Raw genomic sequence first — 19,563 nt, forward strand, 5'->3', positions numbered from 1 at the left:
TTATTTCTTAGGTGCGTTTTACGCGCAACCGCTTGTTCTGAACTTAGTATATTACAGTATTGTGATTATGTCAATGTGCAATTTCGACATTTTTCAACTTTTGTTTTCAAGCATTTTTCACAAAAAAGGTTTTGGGTGCGCGTTTTTACGCGCAACTTTTGCGCATTAATTGCAGGACGGTACGTAAGCCGGGGACGGATGGGCATACACGCACTTTCGCTCTCGCTACGCTTCGCGACTAAGATTCTGTACGAAATTATGCTTTGAAACTTTCTATACTCGACGAAACCGTCGAACCGCGCCGTCCATGGCGCGGTTCTCCTCGCTATGCGTTCCTGCAGGTGCATTTCTGTGCTTCATGGGCATAATTTCTACAGTATCTAAGTCTCTTCGCTATGCGCTCCTGCTAAAGCGCGTGTCTCCCCATCCGTCCCCGGCTTACGTACCTTACGTTGTGGCAGAGTACAGTGGTTACTTTTCACACATAACAGTGTTCGTTTCTGGTTGCATATGTGTTATTTATATTGATATTTTTCAACACAATGTGTATAATTATTTCACAATAAACATTACAATTTATTATTTATGAAAGAAGGAATCTATATGGCTCAATCTACTTTTAGTGTTAGAATGGATGAAAAATTAAAAATTCAATTTGATGGACTTTGTAAAGAATTTGGAATGAACGCTTCTACAGCAATAAATGTTTTCGCCAGAGCTGTTGTACGTGAAAGAAAAATTCCTTTTGAAATTTCAGCTTCAAACACTGTTTCCTTATCAGATGGTCGTAGTGCATTTAATGATATGCGTTTATCTGCCCAAAAAAATAACATTCAGGATTTGTCGCTTGAAGAAATAAATTCCGAAATACAAAAAGCCAGAACACTATAAAAAATATAATATGTGGGGGAACTATAGTTATGAAATTCATGGTTGTAATAGATACAAATGTATTGGTTTCTGCGCTTCTATCAAAACATGATGATGCAGCAACCGTCCAAATCCTCAATTTGGTATTTGACGGAACAATCATTCCCGTTTATAATGCTGAAATTTTGGAAGAATACTGTAATGTACTTCATAGAAAAAAATTTAAATTTACAGAAGAAAATATCCAAACATTATTAGATGTTATAAAAATATATGGTATTTTTACTGTTCAAACCATCACTAACACTGAATTACCAGACCCAAAAGATTTGGTTTTTTATGAAGTTGTAATGTCAAAAAAAGACTGCGGTGCTTATCTTGTTACCGGAAATAGTAAACATTTTCCTATAGAACCATTTATTGTAACCCCAAATGAACTTTTAAAAATTATTAACTCTTACGAAAAATAAATTATATTCAGAGGTCAAGTTATGATTAAAATAGCATTCTTTGATGTGGATGGCACCCTGCTTCGGCTGGGACATAAAGAATTATCCGCAAACACTGCTGCTGCACTTAAGCAGCTCCACCAAAATGGCATCATCCTTTGTATGGCTACCGGAAGAAGCTACACCGGTGTGCCTCATTTTGATGGAATTGATTTTGATGTCCTGCTCACCTTTAACGGTTCATTCGTCACCGCAGGCAATGATATCATCTTCAAAAACCCTATTAATGAGCACGACAAATATCAGATAATTTCCAATCTAAAGCAGATGAATCGTGCTATCGCAATCAGTAACGAGCATATGATTGTCACAAACGGTACCGACCCTGATTTAGAGCAATACTTTGCCTTCGGCAGTGAAAAGCTTAAAATCGCTGACAATTTTGACGAGATAAGCAAAACTGATATCTATCAGATTATGTGCTCCTGTCAAAAAGATGAGCACTCACAGATTCTATCCGGTGCGCCACACTCACAGATAACTGCATGGTGGGATAAGGCCGTTGATATTATTCCGCTTAACAGTGGCAAAGGCAATGCTGTTGCTGCAGTACTTAAGCATTATGGCTTCTCAAAGGATGAAGCCATTGCTTTCGGTGACGGACATAACGACATTGAAATGCTTGAAGCTGTAGGCATTGGTATTGCCATGGGCAATGCAAAGGACGAAGTCAAGCATAAGGCTGATTTTGTATGCAAATCGGTTGAGGAAGACGGAATATATCATTATTGTATTGAAAACAAACTGATTTTTTAAAAGAGATATACTTATGAACTTAGACAACAATTTACGACAACTACTCGAAAACGAAACAAAAATACATCTCGCGGAAATCCGCTTTCTCTACCAGAAGCTCGACAGACAGCTTGGGCTTAACGGTGCAAGGGTTCCCATCACCTTCGGCTTTGATACGGACAGGCTTGGCGCATACACTCCGGGCTTTGGGCAGGATGAAGAAGAATTTCATTTTTCGCTGTTTTTCATCGGCTACTGTGTGGCAAAGCCCTTGTCAAAGGATGACAGGATGGATTTATATAAGCATGAATATGCCCACTATATGCAGTACAATATGGACATCCCTGATAAATACAGCTGGCAGCCCGGCATCCACGGAAGTGCGTGGAAATACTGCTGCTCACTTATCGGAGCAGCTCCCACTCCTTACTACAAAGCCGGTGAAGGACTTATTAAGCACGATTATGATAAGGTTCTCAAAAAGAAAATTACTGACAAGAGTATTCCTATCCGCGACACATATTCACGCGAGCAGGAATACCGCAAAAAGAAAAACAGTACTGTAAAATTTAATATCAATGACGATGTCAATCATCCAAAGTTCGGCAAGGGCACCATTGAACATATCGAGCAGCTCGAGGGCTCAGTTCGGCTGCATGTCAGATTCGGTGAAGAACTTAAGAAAATTGATCAAAAATGGCTGCTTCAGGCCGGCCTGAAAAAAGCCGGCCCCCGATTCTAAAATCTACATCTCAATTGCAATCGTATATGACTTCTCAAATTTCTCACCCTGTGCAAGCGAATTACCATACTCCCTGTCCTTTAATTCTCCGGCAAAGCCTGCTCTGTCGCATCGGCCGTACCACGGCTCAATACAGATAAACGGTGCTCCCATTCCTGCCGGTGACCACAGGCCAAATAACGGTGCATCAAAGGATACCGTAAGGTATGGCTTCTTATCCGGTGTACACAGGCTCACCTTTGAAGCCTGTCTGTTTTCGATGATGAGCGCATCCTTATCAAACATATGCTCATCTATCTGACAGTATCCATCCGCATCCACCTTAAGCAGATTATCATCCTTGTCTAAAAGTCCTCCGTCACAGATAAGTCCGTAGGTGATTGCTCTGTCTGTGTCAAGCTTTAGATAATAGTCTGACTGCTTTCCCTGCTCTGCAATAGGGCACATGAACGCAGGATGACCACCGATTGAGAAAAGTAAATCCTTTTTCGCAGGATTTGTCACCCTCCAGGTCACTTTTATCTCACTGCCAGAGAGCTTATAGCCGATTTCGAGCACAAACTCAAACGGATATTTTGCAAGAGTTTCATCATTTGATTTAAGTGAAAACCATGCCTCATCCTTTGTCTGTGATACAAGCTCAAACTCCATATCTCTGGCAAAGCCGTGCTGTCCCATCGGATAATCTGTTCCATCAACAGTAAACTTCTTGTCCTTTAAGCTGCCGACAAATGGGAAAAGCACCGGTGCGCTTCTCTTCCAGTATTTCTCATCGGCATCCCACAGATACTGTGTACCTGTTTCCTTGCCTGTGATGCTTTTTAGCTCTGCTCCGAAGCTGTTTATCGTGAGCTCAAGTGATTCATTTTCCAGTTTAATCTCCATCACATATCTCCTTTTAATTTTTTAAAAAATAATCAGTTTTTTGTTACATAAAAAGCATTCCAATCACTCTTACAATAAATGCTGCCACCCATGCAATCGCACACTGCAAAAGCACCACACTGACTGCCCACTTTGTGCCCAGCTCTCTCTTTATGGATGCTATAGCAGCCACACAAGGGCTGTAGAGCAGTGAGAACACCAGAAGAGATGCGGCCGAAAGTGTTGTGAGTGCTGTCGTAACCGTTCCGCCAAACAGTATCTCCAGTGTTGATACCACGCTCTCCTTTGCCATGAGTCCGCTGATAAGTGATGTGCATATACGCCAGTCGCCAAGTCCCAGAGGCTTAAAGATTGGCACGATAACACTTGAAATAGCGGCAAGCATGCTGTCCTTTGAGTCTGTTACAAGGTTAAAGTGTATGTCAAAGCTCTGTAAGAACCATATCAGCATTGTGGCAATAAGTATTACTGTAAATGCCTTCTGCAAAAAGTCCTTTGCCTTTTCCCAGAGAAGCTGGCACACATTCTTGGCGCCCGGCATCCTGTAGTTTGGCAGCTCCATGACAAACGGAACTGCGTCACCCCTAAACAATGTCTTTCTGTAGATAAACGCGAAAAGTATTCCGACAACTATGCCAATGAAGTACAGTCCTCCCATGACAAGTCCGCCATGCTTCGGGAAAAATGCACTAACAAAGAATGCATAAATTGGCAATTTTGCCGAACAGCTCATAAACGGTGTGAGGAGTATAGTCATTCGACGATCTCTCTCACTTGGCAGTGTACGTGTCGCCATGACAGCAGGCACTGTACAGCCGAAGCCTATGAGCATAGGTACTATGCTTCGTCCGGAAAGTCCTATCTTACGAAGGAGCTTGTCCATGAAGAACGCAACTCTCGCTATGTATCCGCTGTCCTCCATAAGTGATAAGAAAAAGAACAGTGTCACGATAATCGGCAAAAAGCTTAATACGCTTCCGACACCCTGAAAGATGCCGTCTATTACCAGTCCATGCAGCACCTCATTCACACCTGCTGCGGTGAGCGCCTTATCCGTCAGTGTGGTCAGAGCTCCTATGCCCTGCTCCAAAAGCCACTGAAGACCTGCTCCGATTACGTTGAAGGTGAGATAAAATACCGCAAGCATTATCACTATAAAGCAAGGTATTGCCGTGTATTTTCCTGTAAGGATGCGGTCGATGCGCTCACTTCTGATACGCTCCCTGCTCTCCTTTGGCTTTACCACAGTGCTCTCGCATATTTTCTCAATGAATGTAAAGCGCATATCCGCAATCGCTGCACTTCTGTCGAGACCTCGCTCCTTCTCCATCTGGACAATCAGATGCTCTATTGCCTCTTTCTCATTCTCGTCAAGATGAAGCTGCTCTAATATAAGCGCATCTCCCTCGATAATCTTGGTTGCTGCAAATCGGATTGGAACTCCGGCGAGCTTTGCATGGTCCTCAATCAGATGGCTGACCGCGTGTATACATCTGTGCACGGCACCGCCGAAATCATTCTCATCACAGAAATCCTGTCTGCCCGGGCGCTCCTGATACTTTGCAATGTGTATCGCGTGGCGCACCAGCTCATCGACACCCTGATTTTTTGCTGCTGAAATCGGTACAACAGGCACTCCTAAAAGTCCCTCGATTTTATTTACATCTATGGAGCCTGAGTTTGCCGTCACCTCATCCATCATATTGAGTGCGATAACCATCGGTATATCCATCTCAAGAAGCTGCATAGTAAGGTACAGATTTCTCTCGATATTAGTCGCATCTACGATGTTGATTATGGCCTTTGGCTTGTTATCTAGCACAAAGTTTCTCGACACAATCTCCTCATTTGTATATGGGCTCATTGAGTAAATGCCCGGTAAATCTGTGATTGATGTGTCAGGATGTCCTTTGATTGCGCCATCCTTTCTGTCCACCGTCACTCCCGGGAAATTGCCAACATGCTGGTTTGAGCCTGTAAGCTGATTGAAAAGTGTAGTCTTGCCGCAGTTCTGATTTCCCACAAGTGCGTATGTGAGCTTCTCACCCTCCGGAAGAGGATTACCACTGCCCTTCACATGGTATTTGCCCTCCTCACCAAGTCCGGGATGGGCTGTGTTGCTTATCTTTTTAGGGCCCTCATGCTTTCTTGAACGGCTGTCAATTAATTCTACCTCAATCTGAGCCGCATCATCAAGTCTTAAAGTGAGCTCATAGCCATGCACCTGAAGCTCCATCGGGTCTCCCATCGGGGCAAATTTGATAACTGTTACTTCGGCCTTTGGGATTACTCCCATATCCAGGAAATGCTGGCGCAGCGCGCCCTCACCGCCTACTGTAAGTATTCTGGCACTCTGTCCTATGCCAAGTTCTTTTAGTGTCATTTTATCGCTTCCTAGTGTATTTATTGATAAATTTTCTCAATTCATCACAGATATCTTACCACAAAGCGTGTGCCACTGCATTCATTTTTTTCATTTAATGTATCTTTTAATATATCTTTTTTACAATCCTCCACAAGGATATATCCATTGTCATGACGCACAATCGCTTCCGCGAGCGAAAGTCCTATGCCGATGCTGTCCGCCGGCTGTCCGCTGCCGCTATAAAAGCGCGTGAAAATATGCTTTTTGTCCTCATCACTTATGGCTTCTCCATCGTTTTGCACTGTTATCTCGGCATACATCTCATACCTGTAAAAGCCTATCCTTACCTCACTCTCTGCGTGCTCCACAGCATTTTTTACTATGTTTGTAATGGCCTCACACTGCCAGTATGCATCAGCATGTATGCTGGCATCCTTATCAGAGCCTTCATCTATGGACAGCCTTACATCCCTCAAATCGCAAAGTGCCATCACATTGTCAGCTGCCTCAGCCACAATTTCAGACAGCAGTATATCCTTCTCATCAAACTCCACAACATCCGCTTCAAGCCTTGAGAGCTTAAGGATAGCCTGCACCATATGCGATATATTGTCCACATCACGCTTTGCCCTGCGCATTATCCTGTTTCTGTTTTCAGGCGCCATATCCGGATTAGCTTCCAGATTTTCCAGATTTATCGAAAGCGATGTGAGCGGTGTCTTAAGCTGATGCGATATGTCAGAAAGCGCATCCTTTAGCAAAAGCTTGTCTGCCTTTGCATTTTCCGCAGATTCCCTCAAATAGATTGCTGTCTTGTAAAGCTCTCCCTTTAGTATAGAAAGCTCTCCCTCTGTGCTATCTGACATAACGAGTCTGTAGTCTCCCTGATTTATGCGGCGCAGATAATCCGCAGCCTGTCTGACCTGTCTTTTAAAGCTAAGCCTCATAATCATAATGTAAAGGCAAAAGCCCCCTGCAAAAAGCACAACAAAAAAAATATCAAGCCCAAGTGCTCCTTTAAGCGCTTTTTCATTTGACAAAACCGCAGAATCCTTTTCCATATCAATGCCGTATTTTTTAAGGAGCGTTTCTGCAGCTTTTAAATTCGTATCATCACTGTCGATACTGCTGTCGTTTATGATACCGGCTATGCTGCCCTCTGATACATCGGGATATTTTTCCTTAATGAGTGCACACAGCTTAGCTACTGTGACGTTATAGTTTTTCGTATATGACCTGTACTGGAAAAAGACTGTAAAAGCCATAACTGTCACACATATACATGTATATATTATCGCAAAATACACAAAGTGTTTTCTGTTCTCTAAATTATATTTCTTCTTTCTCATGCTCTCCTCCGGGAACTGTCTCTGTCAGCCGGTACTGTTTAAAGTGCTTCGCCTGAATCTACACGATACCCGATTCCCTTCACAGTCTTTATCACATCATCACCAAGCTTTCCCCTGATGCGCTTCATATAGACTGTCACAGTATGGTCATAGACATCGTTGCCTGTTGCCTCCCAGATGCAGTCAATCACTGCATTTCTGGACACTGCCTTGTCATGATTGGTAAAAAGCAGATCAAGTATGCGGTTTTCAAGACTCGAAAGAGCAATCATCTGACCATCCCTTCTTGCTTCCTTTTTGTCCAAATCATAGCTTATGCTTCCTGCGTGTATGACAGATAAGCTGTCATCACTTTTCCTGCGCAAAAATACGCGGTTTACCCTCGCCACAAGCTCCCTTACGGAAAAAGGCTTTGTGATATAATCCTCCGCTCCAAGCTCGAGTCCCTTTACTATATCATTTTCCTCATCCTTTGCAGTAAGAAAAATCACCGGTGTTTTTTCTTTTTCCAGCCTTTCGCTGTAAAAATCAAAGCCGTTTCCATCCGGAAGCGACACATCAAGCAGCACAAGGCCGGGGTGCTCACTCAAAAGCGCCCCAGCCTCCTTTAAATTTCCTGCTGTCAAAAGCTCATATTCAGGTTCTGTAAAGGTATCACACAGTCCCTCTGTTATTCCTTTATTGTCCTCTATGAGAAGTATTTTTTTCATATCAGCTCCCGCATTTTCTACAGATTTTCATTCTTGACCGTCTCAATAATGTTATTGTGTCTAAGCTTCGTCATTGATAGTTTCATGATAGCATAAATCAGCATTATTACAACCACTATACACAATATAATTGCTTTATACGGCGGCTCATAAATGATTGCATTATCCATCCTGTTCATCATAACACATAAGAGATAGCTGATTAAAATACCAAGCGGTACACCTATTACAAGCGCCTTTACAGATATAAACACACTCTCGAGTCTGACCATTCCCGCAAACTGCTTATCTGTCATTCCAATGCTTCTTAGTGTGGCAAACTCGCGGCTTCTAAGCTCCATTCCTGTGCTTAAGGTATTGATGATATTTGTGATTCCTATTAAGGCAATGACCACAATAAGTCCGTATGCAAATACTCCAAGCAGTGTAAAGAGTGATTTTTCATCGCGCATCTCCTTATCCAGATTGCTGACATAAAAACTAATCTGCGAATACTCCGGGTTCTCCTCCGTTTCCTTTTCGAATGTGTCCTGATAATCATCTGCATTTTCTGCAACCACATATGCCAAATATGACGCATATCCCGGTTTGAGCTCATTGCCACTCTTGCCGTCAGCCCATAGGCTTTCAAAGCCTTTTTGGTTCATAAACAAAAGTGTTGTATAGCTATAGCCCTTATAACCGATCGGTACCTTGTCTGTTACACCTGCAATAGTTACATCCACAGTCTTTCTGACTCCGTTATTAATTGTTTCCTCATCAACGTATCCATTGTTATCATCAACGCTGCTTTCAGTATCGCCTTCCACGGCATTATTATCATTTGTGCTGCTTTCAGTATTACCTTCCACGGCATTTTCATCCGAAGAAGCATCATCATACACATTATAGCCGCACTCGATTGTATCTCCTGCTTTATATTTGTACAGCTCCATCTCTTTTTTGACGTATTTTGAGCTGTTCTCATTATACACATCAAATGTGCCTTTATTCACAAGAATTGCTCCTGTAGCTGCATTTTTTATGCCCGCGTCGGACGCATACTTATCATACGATTTGTTATCCAAAACTGTGATTAAAAACTCTTGTGAGACATCCTCACTGTCATCATAAAGCTGCCCGCAATACTCTCCATATTCCTTTGTGTACTCAGGCTTACTGACATCGAAATCATATCTGGCTCCAACCAGATAATCATCCACTCCTTCAATACCGCTCACAAGCTTAGAGAGCTTTTCAATATCAATGTCTTTTTTATATGACATATTTATTCCGATATTGTAATCTGTTGAAGCATATGACATCCCAACCATGCTAAAGGCCATAGACATAAAGTATGATATCACAATAAATGTCACTGAGCAGATGACAATGGATGTCACTGTGGTTCTGTACTTTTTGTTGTTCCTCTTTATATTCTTATATGATATAATGCCTCCAATGCCCCAGATTCTGCCTATAATCGTCGGTGTCCTAAGCTTTGCTGACTTTATTTTTATTTCCTTTGTGTTTCTTATCGCTTCAAGCGGAGTGACTTTTGCAGCCCTTCTTGCACTGCCTGTTGCGGAGAAATAAATGGTCGCTATACTCAGTATCACAGCAAGAATAAGTGCAGGCAGTGATGTGTGAAAGCTCAAAGCAAAGTTAAGCCAGCCTGCTGACAGCGCATTTACCACCTTGACAAGTACAAGCGATGCTAAAATACCACTCATGGTACCCACAGGAATACCAACCACTCCAAGCATTGCAGCCTCTGTCTTAACGCTGCTTTTTATCTGGCGCCTCGTAGCACCCACGCTTGCAAGCATGCCATACTGCCTGATTTTTTCAGTGATTGATATATTGAAGCTGTTTTTGATGCAGTACACTGATGTCAGTATGATTATCAAAGCCACAATAGCGGCCACTGTAAACAGTGCTTTAAATGTGCCGTCAATCGGGAAAACGCACTCATAGCTTATAAGGAAGCCATTTATATATATATCATATTTTGCATCTTCCATCTCCTTAAGAAACCTGTCACTCTCCTCAGCAGACATTTCATATGATGAATCATTTGCTTTCTCAAACAGCTTTTCATCCACACCAATTATATCTGCAGTCACAGCATCCTTGTTTCTTAAAGCCTTTTGAGTATATCTGCTGTACACTGTGAGTGTAGTGTCAGCTTCGCCTGCCTCACTCTTTGAGCCGTTATCAATTGCTGCCAGCTCATCAGAGTATGTGACAAATGTATATCCGGCGGCACTATAGTCCTCCATTCCATAGCCCGGTCTTTCCATGATGCCGACCACCTTGTAGCGCTTTGTCACAGTATCGGTAAGTGTCTCTGCCTCATGCTCATATGCACAGTTTTCTCCTATGACACTTTCGGTGTTTGAATCATATCGCTTTCCGACATCCAGTGTTATCTCATCTCCCACCTTTATGTCGATTCGTCCGTTTGTCTTTAAGTGCCTTGGAATGACTATCTCATCCTCATTTTTTGCCATGCGCCCCTCTATCAGGTGAAAGCAGCCTCTCTCAAAGCCGGCCTCATCTGTTGCCATGACATACGCATACGGCTTATCCTCATTCTTGCAGCCGTCTAGCTTTGCAAAGCCCATACCCATCGTCTCAAACGTGCTTTCGATATTTCTGTTGTTTTTAAACTCCGAAAGCTCAGACATTTTCACATTCGAAAATTTCACATGAAAGTCGCCGCCTTTTTGCTTCTGGTATTCAATCATACTGTACTGAAAGCTTGACACAAGTGTGACAAGCGCTGACAAAAGCGCTGTTGCAAGAATTATTCCAACTATAGTGACAATAGTTCTTTTCCTGTTAAGCTTTAAGTTTTTTAATGTGAGTTTCTTCATCAAATTCATCTGATTTTACCATCCTCTATCATTATTGTGCGGTCAGCCGCCTTTGCAAGCTCCATATTGTGTGTAATCATAATGATTGTCTGGTTGAGCTCACGGTTTGAGGTCTTTAAGAGATGCATAATCTCATTGCTTGCTTTGGTATCCAGGTTTCCGGTCGGCTCATCCGCGAGCACTATAGACGGTCTCGTAATCAGGGCTCTTCCTATAGATGTGCGCTGCTGCTGGCCTCCTGAAAGCTCATTTGGCAGATGAGTGCGTCTCTCTGTAAGTCCAAGGCGCAAAAGCATGTCATCCATCTGTGCTTTTTCAACCTTTCTTCCGTCAAGCTCCATCGGGATTGCCATGTTTTCCTCCACATTTAATATAGGTATCAGATTATAAAACTGGTAAATGATACCCACCTGTCTTCTTCTGAATATGGCAAGCTCATCATCATTCATTGCAAAAATATCAGTGCCGTTTATATACACCTTTCCGCTTGTTGGTCTGTCAACACCTCCGAGCAGATGAAGCAGTGTGGATTTTCCGGAGCCGCTCGCCCCGACAATTGCCACAAACTCTCCCTTTTCCACGCTCAATGATACATCGTCCAAAGCCTTGACCTGATTTTCTCCGGCCCCGTATATTTTTGATAAGTGTTCTACTCTAAGCAGTTCCATTTAATTCTCCTTTTCTTCTCTATGCATTTTTGAGTGCTGTGCGGTCTGCCATCTAAAGTGCAGCCGCCCCGCGATACAAGTGTATAATACATTATGTAAAGTTACAGGTAGGTTACTTTTAAAAAATATTACAGCATAATATAAAAACTCCGGTCAGAACAAAAAGTTTTCTGTGCCGGAGCTTATATGTTATATGTTTTATATCATATGTTTTATAATTATCTATGCTAATAATTATCTATGCCAATAATTATTTCTGCTTATATGAAGCCAAAAAGTCTGCAAGCTTGCCTGTGGCATCCTTTAATATCTCTGTTCGAGGCAGATATACCACTCTGAAGTGATCCGGCTTATCCCAGTTGAAGCCGCCGCCGTGGATGATGAGTATCTTCTTCTCACGAAGCAGATCGAGTGCAAACTGCTCATCGTTTGTGATATTGAACCTTGCAGTATCAATCTTTGGGAATATGTAAAATGCTGCCTTTGGCTTTACTGCCGAAATTCCCGGTATATCGTTTAATGCCTTGTAGACATACTCTCTCTGCTCATAGATTCGTCCGCCCGGCACAATATACTCGCCTACACTCTGATATCCGCCTAAAGCTGTCTGCACTATCGACTGCGCCGGAACATTCGAGCAAAGACGCATGTTTGAGAGCATGTTGAGACCCTCGATATAGTCCCTTCCGAGCGCCTTGTTGCCGCTTAAAACCATCCATCCGATACGATAGCCTGCTATCATATGCGACTTAGAAAGACCGCTGAAGGTCACACAGAAGAGGTCCGGTGCAAGCGACGCAATAGACACATGCTCATAGTCATCCATCACAAGCCTGTCATATATCTCATCCGAAAAAATCATGAGCTCGTGCTCTCTTGCCACATCAACTATCTGCTGCAGCACCTCCCTTGGATAGAGCGCTCCCGTAGGATTATTAGGGTTTATTATTACGATTGCCTTTGTCTTGTCTGTAATCTTCTTTTTGATATCCTCTATGTCCGGATACCATTCTGACTGCTCATCACAGATATAGTGCACTGCCGTGCCTCCCGCAAGTGTAACGCAGGCTGTCCAAAGCGGATAGTCCGGTGCCGGCACCAGCACCTCATCACCATTGTCAAGAAGCGCCGACATGCTTAAGTTTATAAGCTCGCTGACTCCGTTTCCGGTGTAGATATCCTCAACCGTCACATTAGGAAGCTTTTTGAGCTGTGCATATTGCATGATTGCTTTTCTTGCAGAAAAAAGTCCTTTGGAGTTGGAATACCCCTCACAGTCCGTGAGCTGGCGAGACATATCATATATCACCTCATCAGGTGTCCTGAAGCCAAACGGCGCAGGATTTCCTATATTGAGCTTCAACACATTTGTGCCGTTTTCCTCCATGCGGGCCGCCTCATCCACCACCGGTCCTCTAACATCATAAAGCACATTATCTAATTTTCTGGATTTTCCAAATTCTCTCATCCTGACAATCTCCTTTTATTTTCGTAACAATTCCTGTATCCGTAATCATATCCTTCTAGCCTAAAAGCTCAAAAACAGCCTCAGCGTCAAATACCACCTGCTTTACCTTATCAACCTCTATCTGATAAAGTGCATTTGCTGCCAGATGCTCCGCAGCCTGCTCAAGATCTCTTATGCCCGATGTGTTCTCGTGAAGCTTAATTACTGCATCAAGTCCGTCCTCTGTGAGAACGCACTCCTCCTCCTTCATTCCCATTCGCTCAAATACCTTGCGCAGGGCGAATCTCTGGAAGATGACCTTCTTCTCTTCATCGGTATAGTCCGGAATATCAATCACCGCAAAACGTGACATAAGCGGTGCAGAAATCTGTGATTTATCGTTGGCTGTGGCAATCGGATATACTCCGACTGTCGGCACCATACACTCCATATAGTTGTCTGTAAAGCCCAGGTTGTCAAGCAGTGTCAAAAGCACATCTGCCGGATTTCCGTTACCGTTTTTGCTTGAGGCCTTGTCAAGCTCATTGATGATAAATACAAGATTTGACTCTCCCGCCTGTGAAAATGCCTCCATAATGATTCCCGGCTTTGCATTTGAATAGATTCTTGAGCTTCCTGTGAGCTGCTCCGCATCATTTATTGAGCTCATGTCGAGTGTTGTCCATGGAAGCTTAAGTATACGCGCAACCGCATATGCAATCTGTGACTTTCCCGTTCCTGCCGGTCCGCAGAGCAGCAGTCCGTAGGCAGGAAGTGTATGCGTCCTGTTTATCTGGATAATGGTCTCTATGATTCTCTGCTTCACGCTCTCCATGCCATAGAGCTCCTCATCGAGTATGCGTCTTGCCTCAACAGGGTCGATTGCTTCAAAATAATTTCCCTTCCACTGGATATTCATCATGATGGAAAGTGCTCTCTGCGCATGGCGCCTCTCCTCAGGTGATACCTCGCTTGAACGCGCAACTGCCAGGTTTCTTCTGGCCCACAGCAGTATATTGTCAGGCAGTGTACGGCCTGCACAGGTCATGAAATCCGTGATGCTCTGTATACTGGTGAGCTTCATGCTGTCGCCCTCTTCCTCGTAATCATCGAGGTCAGGCTCATCCTCAGGCATGGTGCTCGCAAATAGCCTCTCCATCATATACTGTAAAAATCCGTCCTCCGCAGACAGCTTTGTGCCTCTGCCGAGAGCCACCTCTCTCACCCTGTATACTGCGTATCCGTCAGGTGTATTGGCTCCTGAAAGCTGAACCTTTATGTGATTTTCGCCAAGCCACTTAAAAAGGCTCACGAAGCGCGAATCAATGCGCAGGATATCGGCACTGGTCACACCATCACCATCCTCAAACTCAAAGGATGTACGCTTTATCGGATTTGTAAACATACCGAGCGCATGATGCGCCCATTCCTTTTGCTTATTGTCTATCACAACAATCGGTTTATCGGCCGATGCCTTTGTCTCTGTCGAATGAAATGTCTCATATGTACACTCAGGATGCTCGTTTGCTACCGGTGTATCGCTAAAATCAAATACTGGCATTTTTATTCCTCTCTTTTTGTAATTATATTCTTAATTATTTTCTTCATCATACCCTGTCAAAGGCTATATCCTGTACCACCTCGCCTGCGATGATAAGCCCCGCTACGGATGGCACAAATGCAAGGCTTCCCGGAATATCCCTGCGCTCAGTGCACTTGTGAGCAGCACCCGGTGGGCAGATGCAGTTGGTTCTGCAGCTTATGGACATATCCTCAATCGGTCTTGTAGGCTTCTCCTCAGAGTATACCACCTTAAGCTTTTTCACGCCACGTTTTTTAAGCTCACGGCGCATGACCTTGGCAAGAGGACACATGCTGGTCTTATATATATCAGCCACCTTAAATGCACTTGCATCCATCTTATTTCCTGCTCCCATGCTGCTTATGATAGGGACATTTTTCTCCTGTGCCTTCATGACAAGCGCTATCTTTGCTGTGACCGTATCAACCGCGTCAACTATATAATCATACTCATCAAACGGAAATTCATCAGCATTTTCCGGCAAAAAGAAGCACCTGTGTGTCACAACACTGACGTCCGGATTAATATCATGGATTCTCTCCTCCATCACGTCTGTCTTGTATTTTCCGACTGTCTTTCTGGTTGCGATTATCTGCCTGTTTATATTTGTAAGGCACACCTTGTCATCATCGATAAGGTCAATCGCTCCTACACCGCTTCTGACTAATGCCTCGCAGACATATCCGCCCACTCCTCCTATTCCAAATACTGCGACTCTAGCGCCCTTTAGCCTATCCATCGCCTCTTTTCCAAGCAAAAGCTGTGTTCTTGAAAACTGATTTAACATTTATTTCTCCTTTTCATCCCTGACCACGCCGACCCCGGCAGAAATCAGGAGTCTTACTGTATCCTTAAGCATGCTCCAGTCATCCTTGGACAGCTCATCGGCAGCCTTTATCATCTCAATAAGCTGCTTAAATGACATCTGGTCAAGGTTCTCAAAATTGGAGTCCGATGCTATTGAAAAAAGCACATTTACAAACTGCTTTCTCTGCGCCTCATCCATGCTGCCTATCCAGTTTCTGAGCGTCTTGTCAAGGCGCACACTGTTTTTGTCCAGCCCATCAGCCTTTATGATGTGGGAGCCCATTATCTCCCATGAAAAAGCATCATGCTGCAGCGGCCCCGAATTGCGGCTTCTTACCACCTCATAATCGTCCACATGCTCAAGCAATAAGCCAACAATGGACGACTGCGGCAGAAATGTCTCTATTCTGTCAAAAATCCTTTTGTAGCCTGCCGTATATATCATCTTGTGATTGAAGCCCGGCCCATCAAAATTATATACCTTTATAATGGCATCCTGCACCTCTTTATCCACATGCATGGCCGCAAACACTGCCAGATTTCCACCCTTTGAGTGCCCGCCTATCCACAGTCTTCTTGCACTTATGCTTTTATTGTTGATATTTTCATCATTACAAATATATGCCGCCACCTGCTTTAAATACTTTTTCGCCTTGTTCTGTCCCGGTGTCTCATCGAGATAGCTTAGATTAAAGTTTTCCTTCCAGCCGACCACCGAATGGTCTGTACCGCTGTAGGAAATGAAATATGTGCCGTCAGGCAGCTCTATAGTAACCGCAGAAAACTGCGACTCCTCTTTTTCACTTATATCGTATATATAATATCTCAAAATACAGTCAGCATAGCGCCTTGAGTGCGCCAGCTTTTGAAGCAGCCTCGCGGAGTGGCGGAAAAGATTCGGCATCTGCTCAATCTCATCATCACTGTGGTCCGCACAGTAAAGACTTGAAAGCTGTTTTATCGTAAGGTATGACTTCTTTGCATCCGGCATATAGGGCTTCATCTGCACATAAATAAGCTGTGAAAAAATCAGTCCGTCCACCTCATTTACATTCACCTCATCAAAGCCTATATCTCCGCGCCAGTCAATATAATCCATGATATCTGCCATACAATACCCTCCTGAAATATATCTGTCTTAGTCATCATAGTGCTCTAGGAAGCTGTGCTTTATACCATCCTTTTTATATGCTACAACCGTAGCCAGATTTACATTCTCCACGCTCTTAAATATATTTGCCTCAACAAAAGGATTCACCTTTTTAAGATTAGCAATGAGCTGCTTTATCTCAACACGCTTTGAGCGGTTTTCCTCATTATTGCAGGTGGTACAGGTATCTGTAAACTTGCAGGCACACTGTATGAAATGCAGACCGTTGTAATCACGCCATGCCTTGATATCGTCCTCCCTGACTAAGTAAAGAGGCCTGATAAGCTCCATGCCCTCAAAGTTTGTGCTGTGAAGCTTAGGCATCATGGTCTGTACCTGTGCGCCGTAGAGCATGCCCATGAGTATGGTCTCGATAACATCATCATAGTGATGTCCGAGCGCAATCTTGTTGCAGCCAAGCTCCTTTGCAAAAGCATACAGATGTCCTCTTCTCATCCTCGCACATAAATAGCATGGCGATTTTTCGATATCATATACAGCATCAAATATATCTGACTCGAAAATAGTGGCAGGGATGCCAAGATTCCTGCAGTTTTCCTCGATGACATGTCTGTTTGCCTCATTGTAGCCCGGGTCCATGACGAGAAACTTCACCTCAAAATCAAACTTGTTGTGATGCTTAAGCTCCTGAAAAAGCTTTGCCATGAGCATGGAATCCTTGCCGCCCGAGATACACACTGCAATCCTATCGCCCGGCTTTACAAGCTCATAGGTATTTATCGCCTTTGTAAACTTGCGCCAGATGGATTTCTTAAATTTCTTTCTGATGCTCTGCTCCACATCTGCCTTTATATCGCGCTCTGCCACCTCATCCTCTTTCATAGCATCAAGCAGCCAGCTTATATATCCTCCCTTTAAGCTTGCCGCATCAAAGCCCTTTTCTGTGAGATACTCTGCCACATCCACACTCGTCTTACCACGGCTGCAGACTATGACAAGCTTCTTATCATGCGGCACTCTCTCATCTGACTCTATTTCATCCGCCTGAATATTGAGTGCTCCCTTTATGGCACCGTGCGCCACCTCTTCCTCACTTCTTATATCTATTATCTGATAGCTGTTACTATCCAGCTTTTTAACTTCTTCTATACTAAGCTGCATTTTATTTCTCCTATATTATTTCCGTAATGACTTTATCTCCTGAAATATCCTGTACTCATAATATGCTGTCATCACAAGGATGAGCCCTATCATAATGAGGCTGTATACATCGCGGATTGCTATTCCAAACGCATCACACACACATGGCACCAAAAGCCCCGCTGTAAAAACAAGCTTTACAAACGTCAAAAGCCTGAGTGAATACTTCCTGATATTGCCCACACACAGCTCTGCTGCTATGTGATTGAGCTTTTCCGGATAACGCTGCAGCCATGTGATTGCAATGTATACAAGCAAAAGCACAAGTATATTGGCCACAAACTTAAATACCTGTATGTGATAGCACACTCCATAATAAATCTGCAAGCCTATATACGCAAGAGCTAAAATCGCATCTATCGCCTCAAGCACCGCCGAAGCAAAGGTCATATCTCTTTTTCTCATATCAATCTGCTACCTTTCTTAACCCCCTGAACACGTAAAAATAAGGTAAAACGATATTGTTTCGCTTTAAACTATCTAATTTTATCATATTATGGACTATCTTTCTAGAAAAATTGTGATATAATAATCAGGTTAAAGGAATTTTATTTAAAAATTTATAATACAACGAGGTTTAATCTAAAATGAGCAAATTAACAATACCAAAGAACTATTCTTCGGCACTGAATCTTCACGATACACAGCTTGCCATCAAAACTGTTAAGGATTTCTTTCAGGGCATGCTCGCACAGCGCCTTTCCCTGACACGTGTTTCAGCACCGCTTTTCGTTGATCCTACCACAGGCTTAAACGATAACTTAAACGGATATGAAAGACCTGTTACCTTCGGCATCCTGGAGCAGGGTGACAAGGAGGCTGAGGTCGTTCACTCTCTTGCAAAGTGGAAGAGATACGCATTAAAGAAATACGGCTTCTCTCTCGGCGAGGGCATCTACACAGATATGAATGCCATAAGACGTGATGAGGAGACTGACAATATCCACTCTATATTTGTTGACCAGTGGGATTGGGAAAAGGTCATCCGCAAGGAGGACAGAAACTTAGACTTCCTTAAGGAAACAGTAAAGACAGTATACAAATGCCTGCGCAAGACCGAGCAGTACATGGCTATACAGTACGACTACATAGATTTGATCCTGCCAAAGGATATCACCTTTGTCACCACATCAGAGCTTGAGGAAATGTTCCCAGACAATACCCCAAAGGAGCGCGAGTATTATTTCGCAAAGGCAAAGGGTGCAATCTGTGTAATGCAGATTGGTGACAAGCTTGCAAACGGCGAGCCTCACGACGGACGTGCCCCTGACTATGATGACTGGGCTTTAAACGCTGATATCATCGTATACTATCCTGTTCTTGATATCGCACTTGAGCTTTCATCAATGGGTATCCGAGTAGATGAGAAAGCCCTAAAGGAGCAGCTTGACAAGGCCGGATGTCCTGAGCGCGCCAAGCTTCCATTCCAGAAGGCTATCCTCAACAAGGAGCTTCCGTACACTATCGGTGGTGGAATCGGACAGTCACGTATCTGTATGTTCTTCCTCAGAAAGGCTCATATCGGCGAGGTACAAAGCTCTTTGTGGCCTGAGGAGACAATTAAGGAATGTGAGGAGCATGGTATTCAGTTATTATAATCTGCATACTAATTATTCAAAATGTAATTAAAAACCTGCTGTGTCAGACATGCATGACACAGCAGGTTTATTATTTATTATTTCTTATTTTCTGTTTTCTGTTTTTCCATATGCATCACAAACATCA

17 protein-coding genes are annotated in these 19,563 nt (G+C 43.4%); 5 read left to right on the forward strand and 12 right to left on the reverse strand.

The genetic code is table 11. The features are described 5' to 3' along the window. Positions 1-603 precede the first annotated feature (603 nt). Genes ACW6PM_RS08430 through ACW6PM_RS08445 form a run of 4 tightly spaced genes read left to right on the forward strand, consistent with a single transcriptional unit; the run spans position 604 to position 2,856 of the window. The gene (locus ACW6PM_RS08430; protein WP_456056861.1) at positions 604-891 is read left to right on the forward strand and encodes a type II toxin-antitoxin system RelB/DinJ family antitoxin; all 288 of its coding nucleotides are present in this window, start codon (positions 604-606) and stop codon (positions 889-891) included. A 29-nt stretch (positions 892-920) separates the two neighbouring features. Beyond that, positions 921-1,340, forward strand: coding sequence for a putative toxin-antitoxin system toxin component, PIN family (locus ACW6PM_RS08435; RefSeq protein ID WP_456056862.1), 420 nt, complete (start codon positions 921-923; stop codon positions 1,338-1,340). A 21-nt stretch (positions 1,341-1,361) separates the two neighbouring features. Further along, complete coding sequence (locus ACW6PM_RS08440; RefSeq protein ID WP_456056863.1) at positions 1,362-2,135, forward strand: HAD family hydrolase; 774 nt, start codon at positions 1,362-1,364, stop codon at positions 2,133-2,135. A 13-nt stretch (positions 2,136-2,148) separates the two neighbouring features. Further along, a complete protein-coding gene (locus ACW6PM_RS08445; RefSeq protein ID WP_456056864.1) occupies positions 2,149-2,856 on the forward strand; it encodes a hypothetical protein in 708 nt (235 codons plus the stop codon). Positions 2,857-2,859: 3 nt separating this feature from the next. On the opposite strand, the gene ACW6PM_RS08450 is transcribed toward ACW6PM_RS08445, so the two are convergent. The 12 genes from ACW6PM_RS08450 to ACW6PM_RS08505 all read right to left on the reverse strand — a co-directional run bounded on the left by ACW6PM_RS08450 (position 2,860) and on the right by ACW6PM_RS08505 (position 18,243). Further along, entirely contained in the window at positions 2,860-3,741 is an 882-nt protein-coding gene (locus tag ACW6PM_RS08450; RefSeq protein ID WP_456056865.1) for an aldose 1-epimerase family protein, read from the reverse strand. Between the two features lie 43 nt (positions 3,742-3,784). Next, complete coding sequence (gene feoB / locus ACW6PM_RS08455) at positions 3,785-6,124, reverse strand: ferrous iron transport protein B (RefSeq protein WP_456056866.1); 2,340 nt, start codon at positions 6,122-6,124, stop codon at positions 3,785-3,787. A gap of 44 nt (positions 6,125-6,168) precedes the next feature. Then, entirely contained in the window at positions 6,169-7,455 is a 1,287-nt protein-coding gene (locus ACW6PM_RS08460) for a sensor histidine kinase (RefSeq protein ID WP_456056867.1), read from the reverse strand. A gap of 38 nt (positions 7,456-7,493) precedes the next feature. Then, on the reverse strand, positions 7,494-8,165 hold the full coding sequence (locus tag ACW6PM_RS08465; RefSeq protein ID WP_456056868.1) for a response regulator transcription factor: 672 nt from the start codon (positions 8,163-8,165) through the stop codon (positions 7,494-7,496). Positions 8,166-8,182: 17 nt separating this feature from the next. Further along, positions 8,183-11,032 (reverse strand): ABC transporter permease, encoded by a 2,850-nt coding sequence (locus ACW6PM_RS08470; RefSeq protein ID WP_456056869.1) that lies wholly within the window; start codon positions 11,030-11,032, stop codon positions 8,183-8,185. Continuing rightward, the gene (locus tag ACW6PM_RS08475) at positions 11,029-11,691 is read right to left on the reverse strand and encodes an ABC transporter ATP-binding protein (RefSeq protein WP_012742226.1); all 663 of its coding nucleotides are present in this window, start codon (positions 11,689-11,691) and stop codon (positions 11,029-11,031) included. Before ACW6PM_RS08475 ends, ACW6PM_RS08470 begins: the two co-directional genes overlap by 4 nt. A gap of 250 nt (positions 11,692-11,941) precedes the next feature. Further along, positions 11,942-13,159 carry an aminotransferase class I/II-fold pyridoxal phosphate-dependent enzyme gene (locus tag ACW6PM_RS08480; RefSeq protein WP_456056870.1) on the reverse strand — a complete coding sequence of 406 codons (1,218 nt, stop codon included), beginning with the start codon at positions 13,157-13,159 and terminating at the stop codon, positions 11,942-11,944. A 55-nt stretch (positions 13,160-13,214) separates the two neighbouring features. After that, positions 13,215-14,699, reverse strand: a complete 1,485-nt coding sequence (locus ACW6PM_RS08485) for an AAA family ATPase (protein WP_055061372.1) — start codon at positions 14,697-14,699, stop codon at positions 13,215-13,217. A 46-nt stretch (positions 14,700-14,745) separates the two neighbouring features. Next, positions 14,746-15,507, reverse strand: coding sequence for a tRNA threonylcarbamoyladenosine dehydratase (locus ACW6PM_RS08490; RefSeq protein WP_456056871.1), 762 nt, complete (start codon positions 15,505-15,507; stop codon positions 14,746-14,748). Continuing rightward, complete coding sequence (locus tag ACW6PM_RS08495; protein WP_456056872.1) at positions 15,508-16,638, reverse strand: Mbeg1-like protein; 1,131 nt, start codon at positions 16,636-16,638, stop codon at positions 15,508-15,510. A gap of 27 nt (positions 16,639-16,665) precedes the next feature. Next, positions 16,666-17,799, reverse strand: a complete 1,134-nt coding sequence (locus ACW6PM_RS08500; RefSeq protein ID WP_456056873.1) for an ATP-binding protein — start codon at positions 17,797-17,799, stop codon at positions 16,666-16,668. Positions 17,800-17,814: 15 nt separating this feature from the next. Next, complete coding sequence (locus tag ACW6PM_RS08505) at positions 17,815-18,243, reverse strand: hypothetical protein (RefSeq protein ID WP_456056874.1); 429 nt, start codon at positions 18,241-18,243, stop codon at positions 17,815-17,817. Positions 18,244-18,425: 182 nt separating this feature from the next. On the opposite strand from ACW6PM_RS08505, the gene asnA reads away from it, so the two are divergent. Continuing rightward, positions 18,426-19,436 carry an aspartate--ammonia ligase gene (gene asnA, locus ACW6PM_RS08510; RefSeq protein WP_443753294.1) on the forward strand — a complete coding sequence of 337 codons (1,011 nt, stop codon included), beginning with the start codon at positions 18,426-18,428 and terminating at the stop codon, positions 19,434-19,436. Positions 19,437-19,563 lie beyond the last annotated feature (127 nt).

The organism is Agathobacter sp. (assembly GCF_977054825.1).